Source organism: Herbaspirillum sp. NPDC101396, from assembly GCF_044767365.1.
Classification (GTDB): domain Bacteria; phylum Pseudomonadota; class Gammaproteobacteria; order Burkholderiales; family Burkholderiaceae_D; genus Herbaspirillum.
The window spans coordinates 126,274-145,989 of sequence record NZ_JBIWNT010000001.1 but is presented as its reverse complement, the minus strand read 5'-3'; the positions used below and the strand labels follow the sequence as shown (position 1 = coordinate 145,989).

Annotated in this window: 15 protein-coding genes and 2 tRNA genes; 10 read left to right on the top strand and 7 right to left on the bottom strand. The window is 60.5% G+C overall.

The features are described from left to right. Positions 1–197: 197 nt before the first annotated feature. The 4 genes from ACIROY_RS00660 to ACIROY_RS00645 form a co-directional block, all read right to left on the bottom strand. Positions 198–1,214, bottom strand: a complete 1,017-nt coding sequence (locus tag ACIROY_RS00660; protein WP_402338944.1) for a GlxA family transcriptional regulator — start codon at positions 1,212–1,214, stop codon at positions 198–200. A 116-nt stretch (positions 1,215–1,330) separates the two neighbouring features. Further along, on the bottom strand, positions 1,331–2,518 hold the full coding sequence (locus tag ACIROY_RS00655) for an acyl-CoA dehydrogenase family protein (RefSeq protein WP_402338942.1): 1,188 nt from the start codon (positions 2,516–2,518) through the stop codon (positions 1,331–1,333). Positions 2,519–2,632: 114 nt separating this feature from the next. After that, positions 2,633–3,367 carry a hypothetical protein gene (locus ACIROY_RS00650; protein WP_402338940.1) on the bottom strand — a complete coding sequence of 245 codons (735 nt, stop codon included), beginning with the start codon at positions 3,365–3,367 and terminating at the stop codon, positions 2,633–2,635. A 264-nt stretch (positions 3,368–3,631) separates the two neighbouring features. Next, a complete protein-coding gene (locus ACIROY_RS00645; protein ID WP_402338938.1) occupies positions 3,632–5,587 on the bottom strand; it encodes a PhoX family protein in 1,956 nt (651 codons plus the stop codon). A gap of 143 nt (positions 5,588–5,730) precedes the next feature. Here ACIROY_RS00645 and prfB point away from each other — a divergent pair. The 7 genes from prfB (at position 5,731) to ACIROY_RS00610 (ending at position 13,133) form a co-directional block, all read left to right on the top strand. Then, a protein-coding gene (prfB, locus tag ACIROY_RS00640) for a peptide chain release factor 2 (RefSeq protein WP_402272174.1) occupies positions 5,731–6,835 on the top strand; the annotation gives its coding sequence in 2 pieces (ribosomal slippage) (positions 5,731–5,811 and positions 5,813–6,835; 1,104 coding nt in all). Between the two features lie 95 nt (positions 6,836–6,930). Continuing rightward, the gene (gene lysS, locus ACIROY_RS00635; RefSeq protein ID WP_402338936.1) at positions 6,931–8,487 is read left to right on the top strand and encodes a lysine--tRNA ligase; all 1,557 of its coding nucleotides are present in this window, start codon (positions 6,931–6,933) and stop codon (positions 8,485–8,487) included. A gap of 186 nt (positions 8,488–8,673) precedes the next feature. Beyond that, positions 8,674–9,300 (top strand): glycine zipper 2TM domain-containing protein, encoded by a 627-nt coding sequence (locus tag ACIROY_RS00630; protein WP_402272180.1) that lies wholly within the window; start codon positions 8,674–8,676, stop codon positions 9,298–9,300. A 204-nt stretch (positions 9,301–9,504) separates the two neighbouring features. Continuing rightward, on the top strand, positions 9,505–10,515 hold the full coding sequence (locus tag ACIROY_RS00625) for a methionine ABC transporter ATP-binding protein (RefSeq protein ID WP_402272182.1): 1,011 nt from the start codon (positions 9,505–9,507) through the stop codon (positions 10,513–10,515). Further along, on the top strand, positions 10,512–11,174 hold the full coding sequence (locus ACIROY_RS00620) for a methionine ABC transporter permease (RefSeq protein WP_402338934.1): 663 nt from the start codon (positions 10,512–10,514) through the stop codon (positions 11,172–11,174). The genes ACIROY_RS00625 and ACIROY_RS00620 overlap by 4 nt, the downstream gene beginning before the upstream one ends. A gap of 14 nt (positions 11,175–11,188) precedes the next feature. After that, positions 11,189–11,977: a MetQ/NlpA family ABC transporter substrate-binding protein gene (locus ACIROY_RS00615; protein ID WP_402272185.1), complete on the top strand. Its 789-nt coding sequence runs from the start codon at positions 11,189–11,191 to the stop codon at positions 11,975–11,977. A 208-nt stretch (positions 11,978–12,185) separates the two neighbouring features. Then, a complete protein-coding gene (locus ACIROY_RS00610) occupies positions 12,186–13,133 on the top strand; it encodes an amino acid ABC transporter substrate-binding protein (protein ID WP_402272187.1) in 948 nt (315 codons plus the stop codon). 103 nt (positions 13,134–13,236) lie between these two features. On the opposite strand, the gene ACIROY_RS00605 is transcribed toward ACIROY_RS00610, so the two are convergent. Beyond that, a tRNA-Arg gene (locus tag ACIROY_RS00605) sits at positions 13,237–13,313 on the bottom strand. A gap of 84 nt (positions 13,314–13,397) precedes the next feature. Continuing rightward, positions 13,398–13,474: transfer RNA gene (locus tag ACIROY_RS00600), tRNA-Pro, on the bottom strand. A 347-nt stretch (positions 13,475–13,821) separates the two neighbouring features. Here ACIROY_RS00600 and ACIROY_RS00595 point away from each other — a divergent pair. Next, a complete protein-coding gene (locus tag ACIROY_RS00595) occupies positions 13,822–15,273 on the top strand; it encodes a DUF3300 domain-containing protein (protein ID WP_402338932.1) in 1,452 nt (483 codons plus the stop codon). A 246-nt stretch (positions 15,274–15,519) separates the two neighbouring features. Beyond that, complete coding sequence (locus ACIROY_RS00590; RefSeq protein WP_402338930.1) at positions 15,520–17,169, top strand: peptide chain release factor 3; 1,650 nt, start codon at positions 15,520–15,522, stop codon at positions 17,167–17,169. Positions 17,170–17,248: 79 nt separating this feature from the next. On the opposite strand, the gene ACIROY_RS00585 is transcribed toward ACIROY_RS00590, so the two are convergent. Beyond that, on the bottom strand, positions 17,249–18,706 hold the full coding sequence (locus tag ACIROY_RS00585; RefSeq protein WP_402338928.1) for a Ppx/GppA family phosphatase: 1,458 nt from the start codon (positions 18,704–18,706) through the stop codon (positions 17,249–17,251). Positions 18,707–18,902: 196 nt separating this feature from the next. On the opposite strand from ACIROY_RS00585, the gene ACIROY_RS00580 reads away from it, so the two are divergent. Then, positions 18,903–19,655, top strand: coding sequence for an SAM-dependent methyltransferase (locus tag ACIROY_RS00580; RefSeq protein WP_402338926.1), 753 nt, complete (start codon positions 18,903–18,905; stop codon positions 19,653–19,655). The last annotated feature ends 61 nt before the right edge of the window (positions 19,656–19,716 follow it).

Below are 19,716 nucleotides of genomic sequence, written 5' to 3'. Positions count from 1 at the left end.
TGGCGTCGGTAGGCAGGAGCAGCCGCCGGATGGGTCGGCAGTCCCGGGGAGCAGAAGGAATGTTGCGGCGGCGGCATGCGCATTTCCTGCGTCCGAGCGGGATCATAGCCGCGACGCAGGGGAAAAGATGTAGGGAAATTGTGCATTCCCGGCAGTTTGTCGGGAATGCAGGCGAGACCAGGTGAAACCAGGTGGGGTCAGGTGGCTTGTGCGGCGTTGGCGGCAAGCTGTTCCCGATGCGCCGAGGGAGGATGCGTTTCAAACTTCTTCCAGACGCGGCGCAGTTGCCGGCTCGAGTGGAAGCCGGCTTTCTCGGCCACGTGCTCCATGTCGAACGGCGATTGCGCCAGCAGGTCGCGCGCCAGCGCAATGCGGATGCGATGGATGTAATCGACCAGGCTGTCGCCGGTATGTTCGCGGAACAGCCGCGTGAGATGACGCTCGCTGGTGCAGGCGATCTCGGCCAGCCGCGCCACGCTCCAGTCGTTGGCGGGATCCTTGATCACCGCGTTCTGCACGCGATGCACGGCCGGATGCAAGTGGTTGCGTGCCACCAGCCATGGCGACAATTGCGGATCGCCGCCGGTGCGGCGCATGTACACCACCAGCGAACGGGCCACTGAAGCACTGCAGGCATGGCCGGCGACTTGCGCCACCAGGTGCAGCGCCAGGTCGATGCCGGTGGTGACGCCGGCGCTGGTGTAGAGGTCGCCGTCTTCGACGAAGATGCGGTTTTCCAGCACCTCGGCGGCGGGCGCAATGCCGCGCAACTCCTTGATATGGCTGTGATGGGTGGTGCACTTGCGTTGTCCCAGCAAGCCGGCGTAACCGGCCAGCAGCGTGCCGGTGCAAATGCAAACCAGCTTCTGGCGCGGCGCAAAATGCCGGCGCAGCCATGCCACGACCTGCTGGTCGGCGACGCTGCTGAAGTCGTCGTCGCGGCCGACGCAACCGCTCAGCACCAGCATGGCGTCGTCCGGCAAATGCTCGGGCAAATCTTCGAAACCGGTGATGGTGAGGCCGACCGAGGTCGCCACCTCGCGGTGCACGCTGATGAAATGCAGGTCGAAATACGGCGCGCGGCCCGATTGTTCGGCGAAACGATTGGCGTAGCGCAAGACTTCCGCCGGACCGATCACGTCAAGCGTCAGCAGAGACTCCCGCAACAGGAAATAGACCGGGATGCCGGCGTCAATGCTGGTGGATATGGCCATGATTCCCTCTGATCTTCGACTGGAGAGCTATCATGTTACTCCATCGGCATTGACCTCACGATGGCGGGCCCGGACATTAACCGGACATATTCCGCCATCATTTCGGACTGATGGAATCAGGAATACAGCGTCGGCTCGGGCAACAGGTGTTCCAGCGCATAACGACCGACGTCACGCAGCTTGTAATCGATCGGATCATGCAAGGTGTGGGTACGGGCATTGCGCCAGAAACGGTCCAGTCCCAGATCTGCCTTGGTGGCGCGTGCGCCGCAGACGTCGAACACATCCTCGCCCACCGACAGCGCGGCGCGATGCGACAGTATCTTGGCTTCGGCCACGGCCAGCGCCGCCCTGCCGCGCTGTTCGGCGCTCAAGTCGCGACCGATCCGCCAGGCCTGATCCACTTCGACGCCGGCTTCCTCGGTCAATGCGCGCGCGGCGCGCAATTTCAGATGCATCTCGGCGTAGCGATGGATGACGTAAGGATCGTCTGCCGCGCGCTGCACGCCCGAGGCGAACCAGGGCCGGCCCTGGTTGAGCGTGTAGTCACGCGCCTGTTCAAAGGCGCCTTCGGCCATGCCCAGGTAAAGATTGACCAGGATCAGTTGCGCCACCACGCCGCGCATGGTGAGGAACGGCGTCGACACGCCGTCGGGACGATGCAGCACTTCGCTCCACTCGAGCCGCACCTGCTCGTAGCTGACCGAGGTACTGTCGGTCTGGCGCTGGCCGATCGGATCCCAGTCGTCATGGATGGAAATCCCCTCGCGCGCAGTTGGCAGCACCGCAATCAACAGCTTGCCGCTGGGCTGGTGGATCGCCGTGGTCAGCAGGCGATGCGAACCGAGCGTGCCGGAACAGAAACCCTTGATTCCCTGCAGCACCAACCCGCCGTCCTGTTCGGTGGCGATCAGGCGCGGATCGGCCGGATTGGCGGAATTTCCCCACCAGTGATTGAGTGCGACGGTTTCGCCGAGGTAAAGCGTGCGCTGCTGGTCAGAACCATAGGAAATCACGCCCGACAGCTGCAGCGTCTGGAATGCCAGCAGATGCGCCATCGCGCTGTCGACGCGCGCAATGCGGCGCACGATGGCGAAGGTCTCGCTCCACGAGGCGCCGATGCCGCCGTATTCCTTGGGCACCACCAGCAGCAGCAAGCCGTGTTGGCGCAACAATTCCTTCTGCTCGGCGGCGTGGCCGCCGGCCTTGTCGCGCTCGGCGGCAGTACGCGCCAGCTCTTGCTCGATGGCGGGCAAGGCAGCGTGGATGGTCTCAAGTGTCCAGTTGCTCAGGGGAATACTCATGATGACGCTTTCAGGCTGATTTCAGTGTGCGGAAGTGTCGGCGCTGGTCGTGGAATGCAAAACAAATTTTTTCGCATATGGATATGCGGATATCGTTGCGCAGTCTCGTTCCGTTCAGCGTACCGGCAAGAACTGAAGAAAGGAACCGCCCAGCAAGTTCTGTACATAGCTGATGCCGGCACGGCGATACTTCTCGGTAATGAACTCAGCCAGCAGGTCGAGACGGCCGACGATCTTGCCGAACTCGCGCTCGAAACTGAGGTTGCGTTCAGTGGCGGTGATCTCGTCGGACAGCAGCAAGGGCTGGCCGGTGGCGTTGCGGCGGTTGCTCAGCATCCACACCGCGATTTCGATGTTGCGTGCGGCGTTGTAGAGGTATTGGGCATCAAGGCCATCGATCAGGAAGAACTCGATCTTGCCGCCGTGGGCGGTGACGATCATGTCGGCGGTGGCGTAGATGAAGGCGGCGACGCGGTCTGCCTTGAAATCCGGCGACAGCGCCAGCGACATGGCGGCGATGTCGTGCTTGCCTTGCAGGTCGTCCCAGGTCTGCCGCTTTTCGACGGCTTCACGGACGCGTTTGACGACCTCTTCGCGGCTGGTCCCTGTCTTTTTCCATTCACCCGGGTTGCGACGGTAGAGCTTGTCCATCAGCAAGTAGAGACTCTCGAGGTTGGCGCGCATGGCCAGCGTGGCGACGCGGTTGGTGTCGGACTGCCCCATTTCGCGCGAACTGGCGGAAGCGCCCTTGACCTCGCCACGCGTGGTGGGCGCCGAAGAACAAGCGGACAAACAAGCCGCCACCAGCAGGATGGCGAACTGTGTCGAACAGGCGGCGGTTGGTCTCATTTTTTGCATCCCGCTATGACTGCCGGAGAGTGAAATGAGTTCGGTGCCCATTTCATCCGGCGAAGAAATCGGCCCTGATCGTTCGCATCACACGGCAGCGCACGTCAGAGAACTGCTTCGGCATCCAGAGAATCGAGGCAAGCATATAACGACATGCCGGGCATGGGCTTACATTTTTCAGCCAGCGACATGATTTTCCATGCTGCGGGCGCAAAAAAAGAGAGGCCGCAGCCTCTCCTTCTCCAACCATTTCCGGCGGCGCAATCAGGCTTGCGGCGGCAGCTGCATCCCGGTCAGGTAACCGACCGTGGCGCCGAAGCGGTCCTTGTAATTGGAGCGCACCAGCGGATCCAGCGCATCCTTCACCTTGTCGTGCAGCGGCTTTTCCCAGTCGCCGGCGTGCTGGAAATTGCTCATCACGTAGGTCCAGCCGTTGATCTCGTCGACCGCGTGCAAGCCGGTCGATTCGGCGCCCGCCGGGCAGGACAGGATGCGCGACAGCTGCTTGGTGTCGACGTTGTACGCCCACAGGAAATTGTTGACGTGCATGCCGCTGTCTTCGCCGATGAACAGCGTGCGCAGCTTTTCGGAGAACTTGATGTTGTCCGGATTGGCGATCTTGTCGGCGTGGGCCAGGTTGCCGAGCGCATCGGCCTGCTTCAGGTCCTCGCCCACCAGTGCAGCCGGCGGCGCCATGTCGACCGGCACCCAGGTGCTGTCGATGGCCTGGCCGGATATATCCTTCAGCCCGCCTTTGAGGTTCAGCGCATACACCGCGCCGGCCTTCGGGCCCTGCACCTTGATGCCGCCGGAGCCGTCCAGCATCGATGTCTGCACATAGGACATGGCCGAATAGGCGATCTTGTCTTTGGCATTGACGGTGGTGCCCTCCATCTTGGTGAAACCGAGGCTGCCGCCTTTGAGCGCGGCATAGCGATGGGTTTCCAGGAAAGCGGCGGCCTGCTCCATGCCCGGCTTCAGTTTGACCCAGTTGGTTTTGCCGTTGAACGGGATCTTCGTGTAGGAAGCGTCCTGCGGATCGCTGGTCTTGACGTCCATGATGTCGGCGGCCTTGAGCTTGTCGGCCAGCACCTTGATCTCGGCGCTGGTCGCGTGACCCAGGCGCACCCAGCCGAGCGTACCGGCGCCGGGGCCGACGCCGGAAGTTTGCGTCCACGTGGCGACATACAGCGTGCCGGCGGAAAGATCGGCTTCGCGGTCGGCGATGAACATGAACAGGCCGCCGTTGGTGGCGTCGTCCCCCATCAGCACCGTGCGGCGATCCGGCATGACCTGCACCAGTTCGTGCGAGATGCGGCCGAGACAGTAGTGCTTGACCACGCTGCCGCTGCCGTCGGCGTGCACGGTGATTTCAGGCAGATGGCCGTAGTGGTAAGGATTGGCGCGGGCGACGTCGCCGAACAGGTTCTTGCTGAACGCCTGGAATTGCACGTTGCTCGCGATGGCGGCGGCGTCCGGTTCGTACTCTTCGCTCGACAGATGGGTGTTCCACGGCGACAGGCTGGCGCCGCAGGTGATCCACAGGCCGTTGACGGAGGACGTATCGACATTGTGATACTTGACCAGCGAGAGCTTGCCGGTGGCCGGGTCCTGGTCCAGCGTCAGCACCGCGATCGGCGACGGCAACTGGCCGTACATCGCGGCCTGCTTCTGGTCGCGCGTGGTGTATTCGAACTGGACCACGGCGAACACCGCATTGCCCCTGACGCCGGCCACTTGCGCGCCCTTGATCGTCAGCAAGGACGAGCCGTCCGGGCAATCCGAGAAAAAGTGGCGCTCCTTGTCCGGCACCGAGCGATCGATGATGGGCTGGTTGTTGATGTCATAGTAGCCGCCGGCCAGCAGCTTGCCGCCCTTGCCGTCCGGCACCATGTCGCCGGTCACGAAGAACGGCTGGTAGGTCAGCTGATAACTTTGCTTAGCACCGTCGCGGAACACCACGTCCAGGCTGGACGCCACCGTGGTGGTCGCCATCGCAGCCGGATTCGCCAGCGACGGCGCCGCCATGCCGCTGAACGAGGCCGAGGCAAAGCCGCTGCGATTGGGCACTGTGGCGCAACCGGCCAGCAGGCCCGACGCGGACAGCGTCAACGGCAACAGCGGCGCGGCGGCGAAGACTTTGAGCAACTCACGGCGCTTGGGCTGGATTTCAGCGCCATTCGGGGAGGATGTGCTGGTCTGCTGGGTGGCTGATTTCATGGGCGTTTTTCCTTTTTGACAATGCCTGACAGTTACCTGACGGAATCGCGTGATGCTAATCGCCCAACATGACGCCTTTGTGACAGGAGATATCCCCTCCCACTCTTGTATAATGCGAGGTTTGGTTTGCAAAAGACATAATCATGGAAGCAGAACGCCTCAATTCCCTCCAATCCCTGCTGGACGACCTCGCGGTGCGTGCAGCTGAATTACGGAGGTATCTTTGACTTCGATGTGAAGTCAGAGAAACTCGACCAGGTCAACGGCGAATTGGAAGATCCGGAAGTCTGGAACGATCCCAAGCGCGCGCAAGACCTCGGCAAGGAAAAAAAATCCCTGGAAAACATCGTCCATACGTTGATCAAGATCGACGGCGACCTCACCGACACGCGCGACCTGTTCGCGATGGCACGCGAGGAAAAGGACGATGAAACGCTGGAAGCCATCGAGGCCGACGCAGAAACCATCAAGGGTCTGGTCGAAGGCATGGAATTCCGCCGCATGTTCAGTAATCCGATGGACCCGAACAACTGCTTCATCGACATCCAGGCCGGCGCCGGCGGCACCGAAGCGCAAGACTGGGCATCCATGCTGCTGCGCCAGTACCTGCGCTATTGCGAACGCAAGGGCTTCAAGGCAGAAATCATGGAGCAGTCCGACGGCGAAGTGGCCGGGATCAAGACTGCCACGATCAAGGTCGAGGGCGAATACGCCTACGGCTTCCTGCGCACCGAAACCGGTGTGCACCGCCTCGTGCGCAAGTCGCCGTTCGACTCCGCCAACGGTCGCCATACTTCGTTCTCAAGCCTGTTTGTCTATCCTGAAGTGGATGAATCCTTCGAGATCGACATTAATCCGGCCGACGTGCGCGTCGATACCTATCGCGCCTCCGGCGCCGGCGGTCAGCACATCAATAAAACCGACTCCGCAGTGCGCCTGACGCACGGCCCCAGCGGCATCGTCGTGCAATGCCAGAACGACCGCAGCCAGCACCGCAACCGCGCCGAAGCGTGGGACATGCTGCGCGCCAAGCTGTTCGAACTGGAACTGCGCAAGCGCATGAGCGAGCAGCAAAAACTGGAAGACTCCAAGACCGACGTCGGCTGGGGCCACCAGATCCGCTCGTACGTGCTGGACCAGTCGCGCATCAAGGATCTGCGCACCAACTTTGAAATGGGCAACACCAAGGCCGTGCTGGATGGCGAGCTGGACGGTTTCATTGCCGCATCGCTGAAACAGGGCGTTTGATCATCGTCTGATAATCGTCTGATTCCGGCCGCAGCGGCATGCTGCTGCGGCCCGACATCTTTTCTGCCCATTCTTACTAACGAATTCCCGACATCATGACCACACAAAACGACAACGCCGGACAGCAAGCGCAGCAACAGCCGCCAGTGGACGAAAATACCATCATCGCCGAACGCCGCGCCAAGCTCGGTGCGATCCGCGAACAAGGCGTCGCCTTCCCGAACGACTTCCGCCCTGAACACAACGCCGCCGCCCTGCACGCGCAATACGGCGAGCTCGACAACGAGGCGCTGGAAGCCAATCCGGTCAAGGTTTCGATCGCCGGCCGCATGATGTTGAAGCGCGTGATGGGCAAGGCTTCGTTCGCGACCTTGCAGGACGCATCCGGCCTGCGCGCCGACGGCCGCATGCAGCTCTACGTCACCAACGACGTGACCGGCGAAGCCGCGCACGCCGCCTTCAAGCACTACGATCTGGGCGACATCCTCGGCGCCGAAGGCACGCTGTTCAAGACCAAGACCGGCGAGCTGTCGGTCAAGGTCACCGGCCTGCGCCTGATCACCAAGTCGCTGCGCCCGCTGCCGGACAAATTCCACGGTCTGTCGGACCAGGAAACCAAGTATCGCCAGCGCTACGTCGACCTGATCATGAGTGAAGAAACACGCCGTACCTTCAAGGCGCGCACCGCTGCGATGTCGTCGATCCGCCGCTTCATGGAAAAGAACGACTTCATGGAAGTCGAAACGCCGATGCTGCACACCATCCCCGGCGGCGCGGCGGCCAAGCCTTTCATCACGCATCACAATGCGCTGGACATGCAGATGTTCCTGCGCATCGCGCCTGAGCTGTATCTGAAGCGCCTGGTGGTCGGCGGCTTCAACCGCGTGTTCGAAGTGAACCGCAACTTCCGCAACGAAGGCGTTTCGCCGCGCCACAATCCTGAATTCACGATGATGGAATTCTATGCGGCCTACGTCGATTACCAATGGCTGATGACGTTCACTGAACAAGTGATCCGCCAGGCCGCCATCGATGCACACGGCACCGCGACGCTGACCTACCAGGGCCGTGAACTGGATCTGGCCAAGCCGTTCCAGCGCCTGACCATCACCGGCGCCATCAAGAAGTACGCGCCGGAATACACCGACGAGCAACTGGCCGACATCGACTTCCTGCGCACCGCGCTCAAGAAGTTCGGCGTCAAGACCGACCAGGCGCCGTTGGCCAAGGCCGGCATCGGCGCGCTGCAACTGGCGCTGTTCGAAGAGACCGCCGAATCGCAATTGTGGGAGCCGACCTACATCATCGACTACCCGGTTGAAGTGTCGCCGCTGGCGCGCGCCTCCGATACCGTGGCCGGCATCACCGAGCGTTTCGAGCTGTTCATCACCGGTCGCGAAATCGCCAACGGCTTCTCCGAGCTCAATGATGCCGAAGACCAGGCCGCGCGCTTCCAGGCGCAAGTTGCCGCGAAGGACGCAGGCGACGAAGAAGCCATGTATTACGACGCCGACTACATTCGCGCGCTCGAATACGGCATGCCGCCGGCCGGCGGCTGCGGCATCGGCATCGACCGCTTGATGATGCTGATCACCGATTCGCCGAACATCCGCGACGTCATCCTGTTCCCGCATCTGCGCCGCGAAGATTGATCGAATCACTGCAACAAGCCTGAAAAAACCGACAACCCGGCAAGCGCCTACAAGGCCTTTCCGGGTTGTCCTACATTGGCCTTACAAATTTTCACAACTGACACACTATCTTCCTTTTTTCACTGAACTTAGTCCTCCATAATCTCCTCATACCTGCACTACAACACCAATACGAAGAGGCTCATCATGGAAGTCGTCAAATCCCCAAGTCGCATTCATCCCCTGGTAGCCACCGCCGCTGTCGCAGTGACTCTGGTCAGCCTGGTTGGCGTCGCCGCCATCACCGGTCTGCTGCCGACATCCAACAGCAGCGTCGCGCCGCAACAAGCCATCTCGGATGCAGCCAACGCGCCGCAATCGCAACAACCATTGCCGCAAGCGCAAAACAACTCGCAACCTGCACCAAAATCCAACTACGCGCAGCAAGCACAATCAAACAGCAACAGCTATGGCAACCCTGCTCCGGCGGCGGTGGCACGTTGCTCCACCTGCGGTGAAGTCCAAGCGGTGCGCGCAGTTCAGCACACGCCTAAAGCCAGCGGTGTCGGTATCGTCGCCGGCGCCGTGCTCGGCGGCGTGCTGGGCAACCAGATCGGTAACGGCAATGGCCGCACACTCGCAACCGTAGCCGGCGCAGGCGCCGGCGGCTATGCCGGTAACGAAGTCGAAAAACGCAGCCGCACCACCACTACTTATATGGTCGACGTGCGCATGGAAAATGGCAGCGTGCGCTCCTTCCCGCAGTCTGGCGAAGGCTGGCGCGTTGGCGATCAGGTGCGTGTCGTCAACGGTCATCTGACCGGCCGCGGTTGATCGTCCCGGAACAGCATCGGGAGATACTGCTACCTGCTTGATAGTACGTTTTCAGTTGAATGAAAGCCGTGTCCGCCCTGTGGCGACACGGCTTTTTTCATGGGCGCACTCATTACAAAACCGAATAAGCATCCAACTATTTATGCGTTCACGCTCTATTGCCGCACTGCTAGACTGATCTCTACTTCATTCATCTTTACGCCCGTGATTCGCATCGAGCATCTCCACAAAACCTATCAAGTTGCCAACCGGGACCTCATAGCACTGACCGATATCAACCTGCAAATCGACGCAGGTGAAATTTTCGGCGTCATCGGCCGTTCTGGCGCCGGCAAAAGCACGCTGATCAGGACGCTCAACTTGCTCGAACGCCCCAGCTCGGGCAGCATTTTCATCGAAGACGAAGACATCACGTGTTTCGACAGCACGCAGCTGCATGCATTGCGCCAGCGCGTCGGCATGATCTTCCAGCACTTCAACCTGCTCAACGCCAAAACCGTCGCCGCCAACATTGACTGGCCGCTCAAGATCACCGGCAAATACACGCGTGAACAACGCGCCGCGCGCGTCACTGAATTGCTGGAACTGGTCGGCCTGTCCGAGCAGCGCGACAAGTATCCGGCGCAATTGTCCGGCGGACAAAAGCAGCGCGTCGGCATCGCCCGCGCGCTGGCGAATTATCCGCATCTGCTGTTGTGCGACGAAGCTACCTCCGCACTGGACCCGGAAACCACGCAATCCATCCTGCGCCTGCTGCTCGACATCAACCGCAAGCTCGGTCTGACGATCGTGCTGATCACGCACGAGATGCAGGTGATCCGCAGCATCTGCGACCGCGTCGCGGTGATCGATGATTCCCGCATCGTCGAAAGCGGCAAGGTCGCCGACGTGTTCCTCCATCCCAAACACGCCGTGACGCAAAAGCTGGTGGCCGAAAGCCATGCCTTCGAACCGCAGGATGGCATCGGTCTCGAACATATCAAAGGAAAATTGGTGCGCCTGACCTTTGTCGGCGACATCACCTACCAGCCTATCCTGACCAACATCACCGCCGCCACGCAGGCGCTGATCACCATCCTGCAAGGCACGATTTCGCGCATCAAGGACACGCCTTACGGTCAGTTGCTGGTGGAGCTCAACGGCAGCGACGATGACCTCGCCAAGGTGTTCGCCCACTTCGATCACTACCAGATCCATCACGAGGTGCTGGCATGATCGATTTTTCCGTCATCGACTGGGGCGACATCGGCCAGGCCACGCTGGAGACGCTGGCCATGACCGGCTTGTCGCTGTTCTTTACCGTGCTGATCGGACTGCCGCTGGGCATGCTGCTGTTCCTCACTGCGCGCAAGCAGTTGCTGGCGCAACGCGGCGTGTATGTGGCGCTGTCGCTGGTGGTCAACGTGTTGCGCTCGGTGCCGTTCCTGATCCTGCTGATCGTGATGATTCCTGTGACCTTGCTGCTGGTCGGTACCTCGCTCGGCGTCGAGGGCTCGATCCCGCCACTGGTGATCGGCACCGCGCCCTTCTTTGCGCGCCTGGTGGAAAACGTGCTGCGCGAAATCGACCGTGGCGTGCTCGAAGCCTGCCAGGCCATGGGCGCCAAAACACATCAGATCATCTTCGGCGCGCTGCTGCCGGAAGCATTGCCCGGCTTGCTGGCCGCCGTCACGATTACCGCCATCACGCTGATGTCCTACGCCGCGATGTCCGGCGTCATCGGCGGCGGCGGCCTGGGCGACCTGGCCATCCGCTATGGCTATCAACGATTCCAGACCGAGGTGATGATCGTCACCGTTGCGGTCCTGGTAGTACTGGTGCAGTTACTGCAGTTCTTCGGCGATCGCCTGGTCCTGCATTTCACACGTAAATAAAAAAGGAGTTATCCATGTCCCGTAAATTGTCCCTTCTGCTCGCCACATCCCTGACCTTGTTCGCCGCCGTCGCGCAAGCCGCCGACAAGCTGGTCATCGCCGCCACGCCGGTGCCGCACGCTGAAATTCTCGAATTCCTCAAGCCGACGCTGGCCAAGGAAGGCGTCGACCTGCAGGTGAAGGTATTCACCGACTACGTGCAGCCTGCCGCGCAGACCAACGAGAAACAAGTCGACGGCAACTTCTTCCTTCACCAGCCTTATCTTGATGAATTCAAGAAGAGCCACAAGAACGACATCGAAGTGCCGGTGACCAAGGTCCACGTCGAACCGTTCGCCGCCTATTCACAAAAGTACAAGAAGACCGCCGACATCCCGAACGGCGCCACCATCGCGATCCCCAACGATCCATCCAATTCGGGTCGCGCCCTGCTGCTGCTGGCACGCAACGGCCTGATCAAGCTGAAGGACACCAGCAACATCTCGGCCACGCAAAAGGACATCACCGACAATCCGAAGAAACTGAAATTCCGCGAACTCGAAGCGGCAACCCTGCCGCGCGTACTGAACCAGGTTGACGTCGCGCTGATCAACACCAATTATGCAATCGAAGCCAAGCTCAATCCGGTCAAGGATTCGCTGTTCATCGAAGACGCTAACTCGCCTTACGCAAACCTGCTGGTCGCACGCCAGGATAACAAGGACAGCTCCGCCATCAAGAAATTGGCTGCCGCGCTGAACTCGCCTGCCGTGAAGAAATTCATCGAAGAGAAATACAAGGGCGCGGTGGTGCCGGCATTCTGATCGCGCATTCTCCCAATCCTCGTGAAAAAGCCCGGCATGCCGGGCTTTTTTCTTTTCTCACAGAATTAATGCACACGCAGGATAGAAAAATTTCGACTCATCCCTTTCTTTTCAATACAGGAGGAATATCGCAGGCTTTCCATACTTGAATAATACCGGTACGCATCATAAGATCAGGCGGTGCTGTAGCAGGAAAGACGGTCCCCACATGAGTCATTTGCCCTTGTTCCCTTCCCCGGCGTCAGCCTTCCGATTTCGCATCAGCCGATTCGTTGTTCTCGCCGCCTTCCTGCTGCTCGGCGCCGTAGCCGCGACAGCATCCGCACGCGACACCATCAAGAAGATCAGGGAAACCAAAACCATCGTACTGGCCTTCATGGGCAGCGTCGACAACTTGTCGCCATTCGTGGTGATCGAGCCCGATGGCGAAGTCAGCGGCTACACCATTGAGTTGTGCCGCAAGATCGTCCAGGGCATCCGCCAGGAACTGCGGATGCCTGACATCAAGATCCAGTATTTACCGGTTAATGCATCCTCCCGCTTCAGCGCCTTGTCTGACAACCGCGCCGACCTTGAGTGCAGCGTCAGCACCAACAACGCCGAACGCCGCAAGAAATTCGCCTTCACCATCCCGCATTTCTTCACCAGCGTACGCATGCTGGTCAAAGCGGGCTCCCCCATCAAGAACTGGAACGACCTACGCAACAAGCGCGTGGTGACGACACGCGCCACCGCAATGATCGACGTCATCAACAAACGCAGCAACATCCGCTACCTCGACCTGACGGTGGTGGAACTGGATGGCGACCGGGAATGTTTTTCGATGCTGGAGCACGGCATGGCCGATGCTTTCATCATGGACGAAATATTGCTGTACGGCGCGCGCGAGAACGCGGTCGATCCGGAGAAGTTCATCATTGTCGGCACGTCGCTGTCCGTGGAGCCCTACGCGATCATGCTGCGCAACGACGATCCCGAATTCAAGAAAATGGTCGACCGGCAAATGGGCAGACTGGCCAACAGCGGGGAAATTTATCGTCTCTACGATCGCTGGTTCATGCAACCCATCGGCCCCGACAAGCGCTCGCTGGGAATGCCGATGAGCTATATCCTGCGCGACTCGCTGCGTTATCCCACCGACAAGATCACCAATTGATATACCGGAACGGCTTGGCGGATCGCATGCTCATAACGGCACGAGATGCGTCACGATGAAAAAAGCAAAGAAGGAGTGGATCTTACGAAGCGGCGCAGAGAGGTGGCCTGCCCTAAGGGAATCGAACCCCTAACCTATGGCTTAGAAGGCCATTGCTCTATCCGGTTGAGCTAAGGGCAGATCGGTGAATCAAGCAGGAATTGCTGTGCCTGAAATCGTCTTCGGAAATGAAAACGGGCTGTCTTTCGACAGCCCGTTCATGTGTGGTCGGAGTACAAGGATTCGAACCTTGGACCCCCTGGTCCCAAACCAGGTGCGCTACCGGGCTGCGCTACACTCCGAGAAGCGAGATAATATCCCGACATGGGGGTTCGGTCAACACCTTCTTCACATTTTCTTCAATATTTTTAAATTTTCTCCTATGAGCGAGGGCGAAGTTTCATGTTTTGCGAGTTCACGCAATCGTGCCGCGCGCTCCCCTGCTGGATTCGGAAGCTGAAACATTCCTTGCAGTTTGGTTACACCTTGTTGCGATTCCCTGACCGAAGATAAGGACATCTGCGCGCGAACCGCATTGCCCGAATTTCCACCTGCAGTTTTTGGGTACGGTGCAAGACTGGCAATGACGTAAATCGTTTATCACTGATTGTCGATACCTCGCGCGCTCCCCGTCCAAAGGAGAATCGCCGTGAACAAGAAAACCCTCGCCTGGATCGCCTCGGCACTTTTTTCGCTGGCATCCGGCATGTCCAATGTTTCTGCACAGGACATGAACCGTCCGCCGGCCGTTTTTACGCAGGAAGAATTAGACCAGATGCTGGCGCCGGTGGCGCTGTATCCCGATTCATTGCTGGCGCAAGTATTGATGGCAGCCACCTATCCGCTGGAAGTGGTGCAGGCGGCGCGCTTCGTCGACAGCCGCCCGGGCCTGCAAGGTGATGCGCTGGCGCGCGCGATCGCTCCCATGCCATGGGATCCGAGCGTGAAATCGCTGGCGCAATTCCCATCCGTCCTCGCGATGATGAACGACAAGCTGGATTGGACGCAGCGCCTCGGCGACGCCTTCCTGTCGCAGCAAGCCAATGTGATGGACACCGTACAGAACCTGCGCGTAAAGGCGCAGATCGCCGGCAACCTGCAATCGAGCAATCAGCAGCGCATCGTGCAGCAGGACCAGATCATCGTGATCGAACCAGTCAACCCGCAAGTCATCTATGTGCCTTATTACAATCCGACCGTGGTGTACGGCGGCTGGTGGTGGCCGCAGCGTCCGCCGGTCTATTGGGCACCGCCGCCGCGTTATCGCCCGCCCAGCTATAACGTCTCGATCGGAATTTCCTTCGGCGCCGGCACCGGCATCGTGCGCTCTGTCTACAGCGAAGCACGGCCTGACTGGCGCCAGCATCACGTATTGGTCAACAACGTACGCATCAATAACGTCAACGTCACCAATAACGTAAACCGGAACGTCGTCGTCAACAACAAACCCGTGGTCTGGCAGCACAGCCCGCGCAACGGTCGCGACGATCGTCGCCCGGATGTCGGCAACGTCTCGCGCCCCAATCCGGTGCCGAATGCCGCCCTCGCGCCCCCTCCGCCAAATCAGGGCCCACGCCCGGACCAGCGTCCCGGCCAGGCTGAACGCGACAATGACCGCGACCATCGCGGCGACCATGATCGTAACGATCGCAACGACAGGGACAACCGTCGCGACCAGAACCGGCCGGCGCAGGCGAACCTGATGGCGCCGAACAATGCACCGACTGCACAACGACCGGCTCAGGCACCGGCGCCTCAATTGCAGGCGCCGCAGGCCCGCCCTGCTCCTGCGGCACCTGTTGCATCTCCAGCGCCCGCTGCACATCAAAATCGTCCGGAACGCCCGGAGCGTGCCGAGCGGCCCGACAACGCGCCACGTCAGGAGCATCGGCCGGAGCCGCAAGCAGCACATCGGGCCCCGCCACCCCAGATCCAGGCAGCTCCACGCCCCGAGCCGCAAGCACAAGTTCAGCGTCCGGCACCCGCCGTCCGTACCGCGCCACCGCCACAGGAACGCCATGAACAAGCCCAGCGGCCCGAACCACGGCCTCAGCAACGCGAGGAGCGCCCCGACCGTACGGATCGTCCCGACAGGAAATAGTGCCTGCCTGAAACCGGCGACCTGTCGCCGGAACCGGGAAAATGGCCGCGAATACGCTATAATCGCGGCTTCCGAGACGTGACCAGGCGCCGAGTGCGCCGGGAAACAAAAGGGTTGGATCTTCCAGCCCTTTTTCTATTTCTGTCACATACCCATGAACGACAGCAGCGCCGCACGCCGGCTGCTTGTCGTGCTGGGCGCTCACCGCTTTCAACGCCTTCGACCTACCGACTCACGATGCAAGACATGACTCCCGATTCCGAGACCGAAGACTCCGGCTCGAACAGCAAGGCCCCGCTTGAACTGATCGCGCGCGAAGTTGCGCGCCGCCGCACCTTCGGCATCATTTCCCACCCCGATGCGGGTAAAACCACGCTGACCGAAAAGCTGCTGCTGTTCTCGGGCGCGATCCAGCTGGCCGGCACCGTGAAGGCGCGCAAGAGCGGTCGCCACGCCACCTCCGACTGGATGGAAATCGAAAAGCAGCGCGGTATCTCGGTGGCCAGCTCGGTCATGCAGTTCGAATACCGTGACCACGTGGTCAACCTGCTCGACACCCCGGGCCACCAGGACTTCTCGGAAGACACCTACCGCGTGCTGACCGCGGTCGACTCGGCGCTGATGGTGATCGACGCCGCCAAGGGTGTGGAAGAACAGACCATCAAGCTGCTCAATGTCTGCCGCATGCGCAACACGCCGATCATCACGTTCATGAACAAGATGGACCGTGAAACGCGCGACCCGCTGGAACTGCTTGACGAGCTCGAATCGGTGCTCAAGATCCAGTGCGCGCCAGTGACTTGGCCGATCGGCATGGGCAAGAGTTTCCGCGGCGTGTATCACCTGCTGCGCGACGAAATCATGCTGTTCAAGGCCGGTGAAGAACGCGCCGACGGCAATGTCGAAATCATCAAGGGCATCGACAATCCCAAGCTGGTCGAGATGTTCCCGCTGGAGATCGAACAGCTCAAGATGGAAGTCGAACTGGTGCACGGTGCGTCGCATCCGTTCAATCTGGACGATTTCCTGGCCGGCATCCAGACGCCGGTGTTTTTCGGCTCGGCCATCAATAACTTCGGCGTGCGTGAAATCCTCAATGCCCTGCTCGACTGGGCACCGGCGCCAGGCAGCCGCGACGCCACCGTGCGCAGCGTCGAACCGAAGGAAGCCCCGTTCTCCGGCTTCGTCTTCAAGATCCAGGCCAACATGGACCCGGCCCACCGCGACCGTATCGCTTTCCTGCGCGTGTGCTCGGGACGCTTCGAGCGCGGCATGAAGCTCAAGCACCTGCGCCTGAATCGCGAGATCAAGGTGTCGTCGGTCGTCACTTTCATGGCGTCCAGCCGCGAGCAGGTGGAAGAAGCCTACGCCGGCGACATCATCGGGCTGCCCAACCACGGCAACATGCAGATCGGCGACAGTTTCTCTGAAGGCGAGCTGCTGCAGTTCACGGGCATTCCTTACTTCGCGCCGGACTTCTTCCGCGTTGCGCGCATCCGCAATCCGCTCAAAATCAAACAGCTGCACAAGGGCTTGCAGCAGCTCGGCGAAGAAGGCGCGGTGCAGGTCTTCAAGCCGACCAACAACGGCGACCTGATCCTCGGCGCGGTCGGCGTGCTGCAGTTTGAAGTGGTGGCGAGCCGCTTGTTGAACGAATATGGTGTCGACGCCGTGTTCGAGGGCACCAGCATCAGCAGCGCGCGCTGGGTCACTTGCGACGACAAGAAGAAGATGGCCGATTTCGAGAAATCGTCTGCGGGTTTCAATCTCGCGTACGATGCGGCCGGCAACCTGGCCTACCTGGCGAGCTCGGGCGTGAACCTGCGACTGACCCAGGAACGCTGGCCGGAAGTCACCTTCCACGCCACGCGTGAGCATGCCGCCAAGCTTGACTGAATTGACCGAAGCTCTGCTGCAGCAATAAAAATCCCCGCCAGGTGCGGGGATTTTTTATCGCGATGCGAGCGAGCCTGCTTCAGGCATTCACGCGGATGGAAAAATCAACGCCGATGCCGCTCCACCACTCCTGCTCTTTCTGCATCCAGTACGACACGGTTGGGTGATCGCGCAGCCAGTCGCGCTTGATGTCGATGTCAATGCGGCTCTTCATCTTGAGGCGGACGTCGTCGAGATCGAGCGTGATGTGTGCGTGCATGAACATCACCGCCAGTCGCAGCGCCAGTACCGCCTTGGCGAAGTCCGGATCGGACACCACTTCGCCGATCTTGCGCAGATTGCCCTTCTGACCGAGGATCAGCGTGCTCATCACACGCTGCTCGCGTGTCGTGAAGCCGGGCAGATCGGCGTTGGCGATCAGATAGGAGGAATGCTTGTGATAGCTGCTCTGCGACACGATCAGGCCGGCTTCGTGCAGCAAGGCGCTCCAGTTCAGGTACTTGGCGTAGGCTTCGTTGCCCGGCTTGAGCATCTGGAAGAAACCGAGTGCAGTCTCGGCTACCTGACGCGCGCGCAATTCGTCGATATGGAAGCGTCGGCTGAAATCGTCCACCGATTGCTCCCGACGATCACGCTGGGTGGCGCGTAATTGCAAGTCCCACATCACGCCCATGCGCAGGCCGGCTTCAACCGGCGAGATGACCGAGATATTGAGCTCCTGCATCAGGCCGATCAGCACCGCCAGGCCGCCCATGATGACCGCGGCGCGGTCGGGCTTCATGCCGGCCAGTTCGATATGGTCGACATGGCCGAAAGCGATCAGGCGCTGCTTCAGTTCTTCCACGCTCTCAGGCGTGACGCGACCGTCGCCCATGCCGTTCTTGGCGATCGTGTCGGCGATCGCGCGCATGGTGCCGGACGAGCCGTAGACCTTGCTGCGATGCTGGGCGCCGAATGGCACCACGGCGTCTTCCACGTGCGAGCGCGCCGACAGGATGGCGCGCTCGAACGCGGCTTCATTGATATAGCCGTCGCCGAAAAAAGCCTGGCTCTGGTTGACGGTGCCGATGCCGAAGGACTCGACCCGGCGCACGTCGCTGCCATGGCCGAGGATGACTTCGGTCGAACCGCCGCCGATGTCGATCACCAGGCGATCTTCCTCAGGCAAGGCCAGTGCGCCGGCGACGCCCATGTAGATCAGACGGCCTTCTTCTTCGCCGGAAATGATTTCCACCGGGTAGCCGATCGCGCGTTCGGCGTCGGGCAGGAATTCATGCGCATTCTTGGCCACGCGCAAGGTATTGGTCGCGACCACGCGCACGGCGTCGAGCTGGTAGTCGCGCAGGATGGTGCGAAAGCGGGCCAGCGATTCGACCGCGCCGGCAATTGCCTGCGGCGTCAGCTTGCCGTTCTTGTCCAGACCGGCCGCCAGGCGAATCGGATCGCGCGCGCTTTTGACGACACGTATGGTGTCGCCTTCATGCTTGCCGATATGCAGGCGAAAGCTGTTGGAACCAAGATCTACTGCTGCAAACATTCATTCCCTTTCGGTGTTTGGGGCCTGGCGGAAATTATTTAGCCAATTTCTGCTGCTGCCGAACCGACACAATAGTTGCCTAGCATGACAGTTTCATGACAACCGTATAAGACTTGCCCGGCAAACCCGGCGAAAGCTCGCAGGCAGCGGTGAAATCAGGTCTAATAGCGCCAGCCCTTATTTTAACGACTTAGACATGCCCGGTATTCTTTATCTTGTGCCCAATACGCTGGGCCCCGCCGATGTGGCGGACAGCAATGTGCTCGCGTCCATCTTGCCGACCGAGGTGCAGGCGCTGGCTGCGCGTCTCGAGTATTTCATCGCGGAAAACGCCAAGACGACGCGCGCCTTCCTCAAGCTGGTCAATGCACACCATCCGCTGGCCAAACCCTTGCAGGAAATCCGCATCGCCGAACTCAACGTCAACACCGAAGCCGCATCGCTGCCGGCCTTGCTGGCGCCGCTGCTGGCCGGCCAGGACGCCGGGCTGATCTCCGAAGCAGGCGTGCCTGCAGTGGCCGATCCCGGCGCCAACCTGGTGCGTTTGGCGCATCAGCACGGTATCCAGGTGCGCCCGCTGGTGGGGCCGTCGTCGCTGTTGCTGGCGGTCATGAGCAGCGGCCTCAACGGCCAGAGCTTCGCCTTCAACGGCTACCTGCCCACCGACGCCGCGCCACGCGCCAAACGCATCAAACAGCTGGAAGATCGTTCGCGCCAGGAAAAGCAGACGCAATTGCTGATCGAAACGCCCTACCGCAACGGCGCCATGCTGGAAGCGCTGGCCACCACCTGCAATGGCAGTACGCTCATCAGCGTGGCCACCGACCTGACCCTGCCGACAGAAGCGATCCGGACGCAGACTGCGGCCAAATGGAAGAGCGAACTTGGGGCCGGCAATACGCCTGATTTCCACAAGAAACCGACGGTGTTCCTGCTGCTGGCGGATTAACAACCAACGCCGGAAAACAAACAGCCGGCGGAGATGCCATCATCTCCGCCGGCTGTTTTAC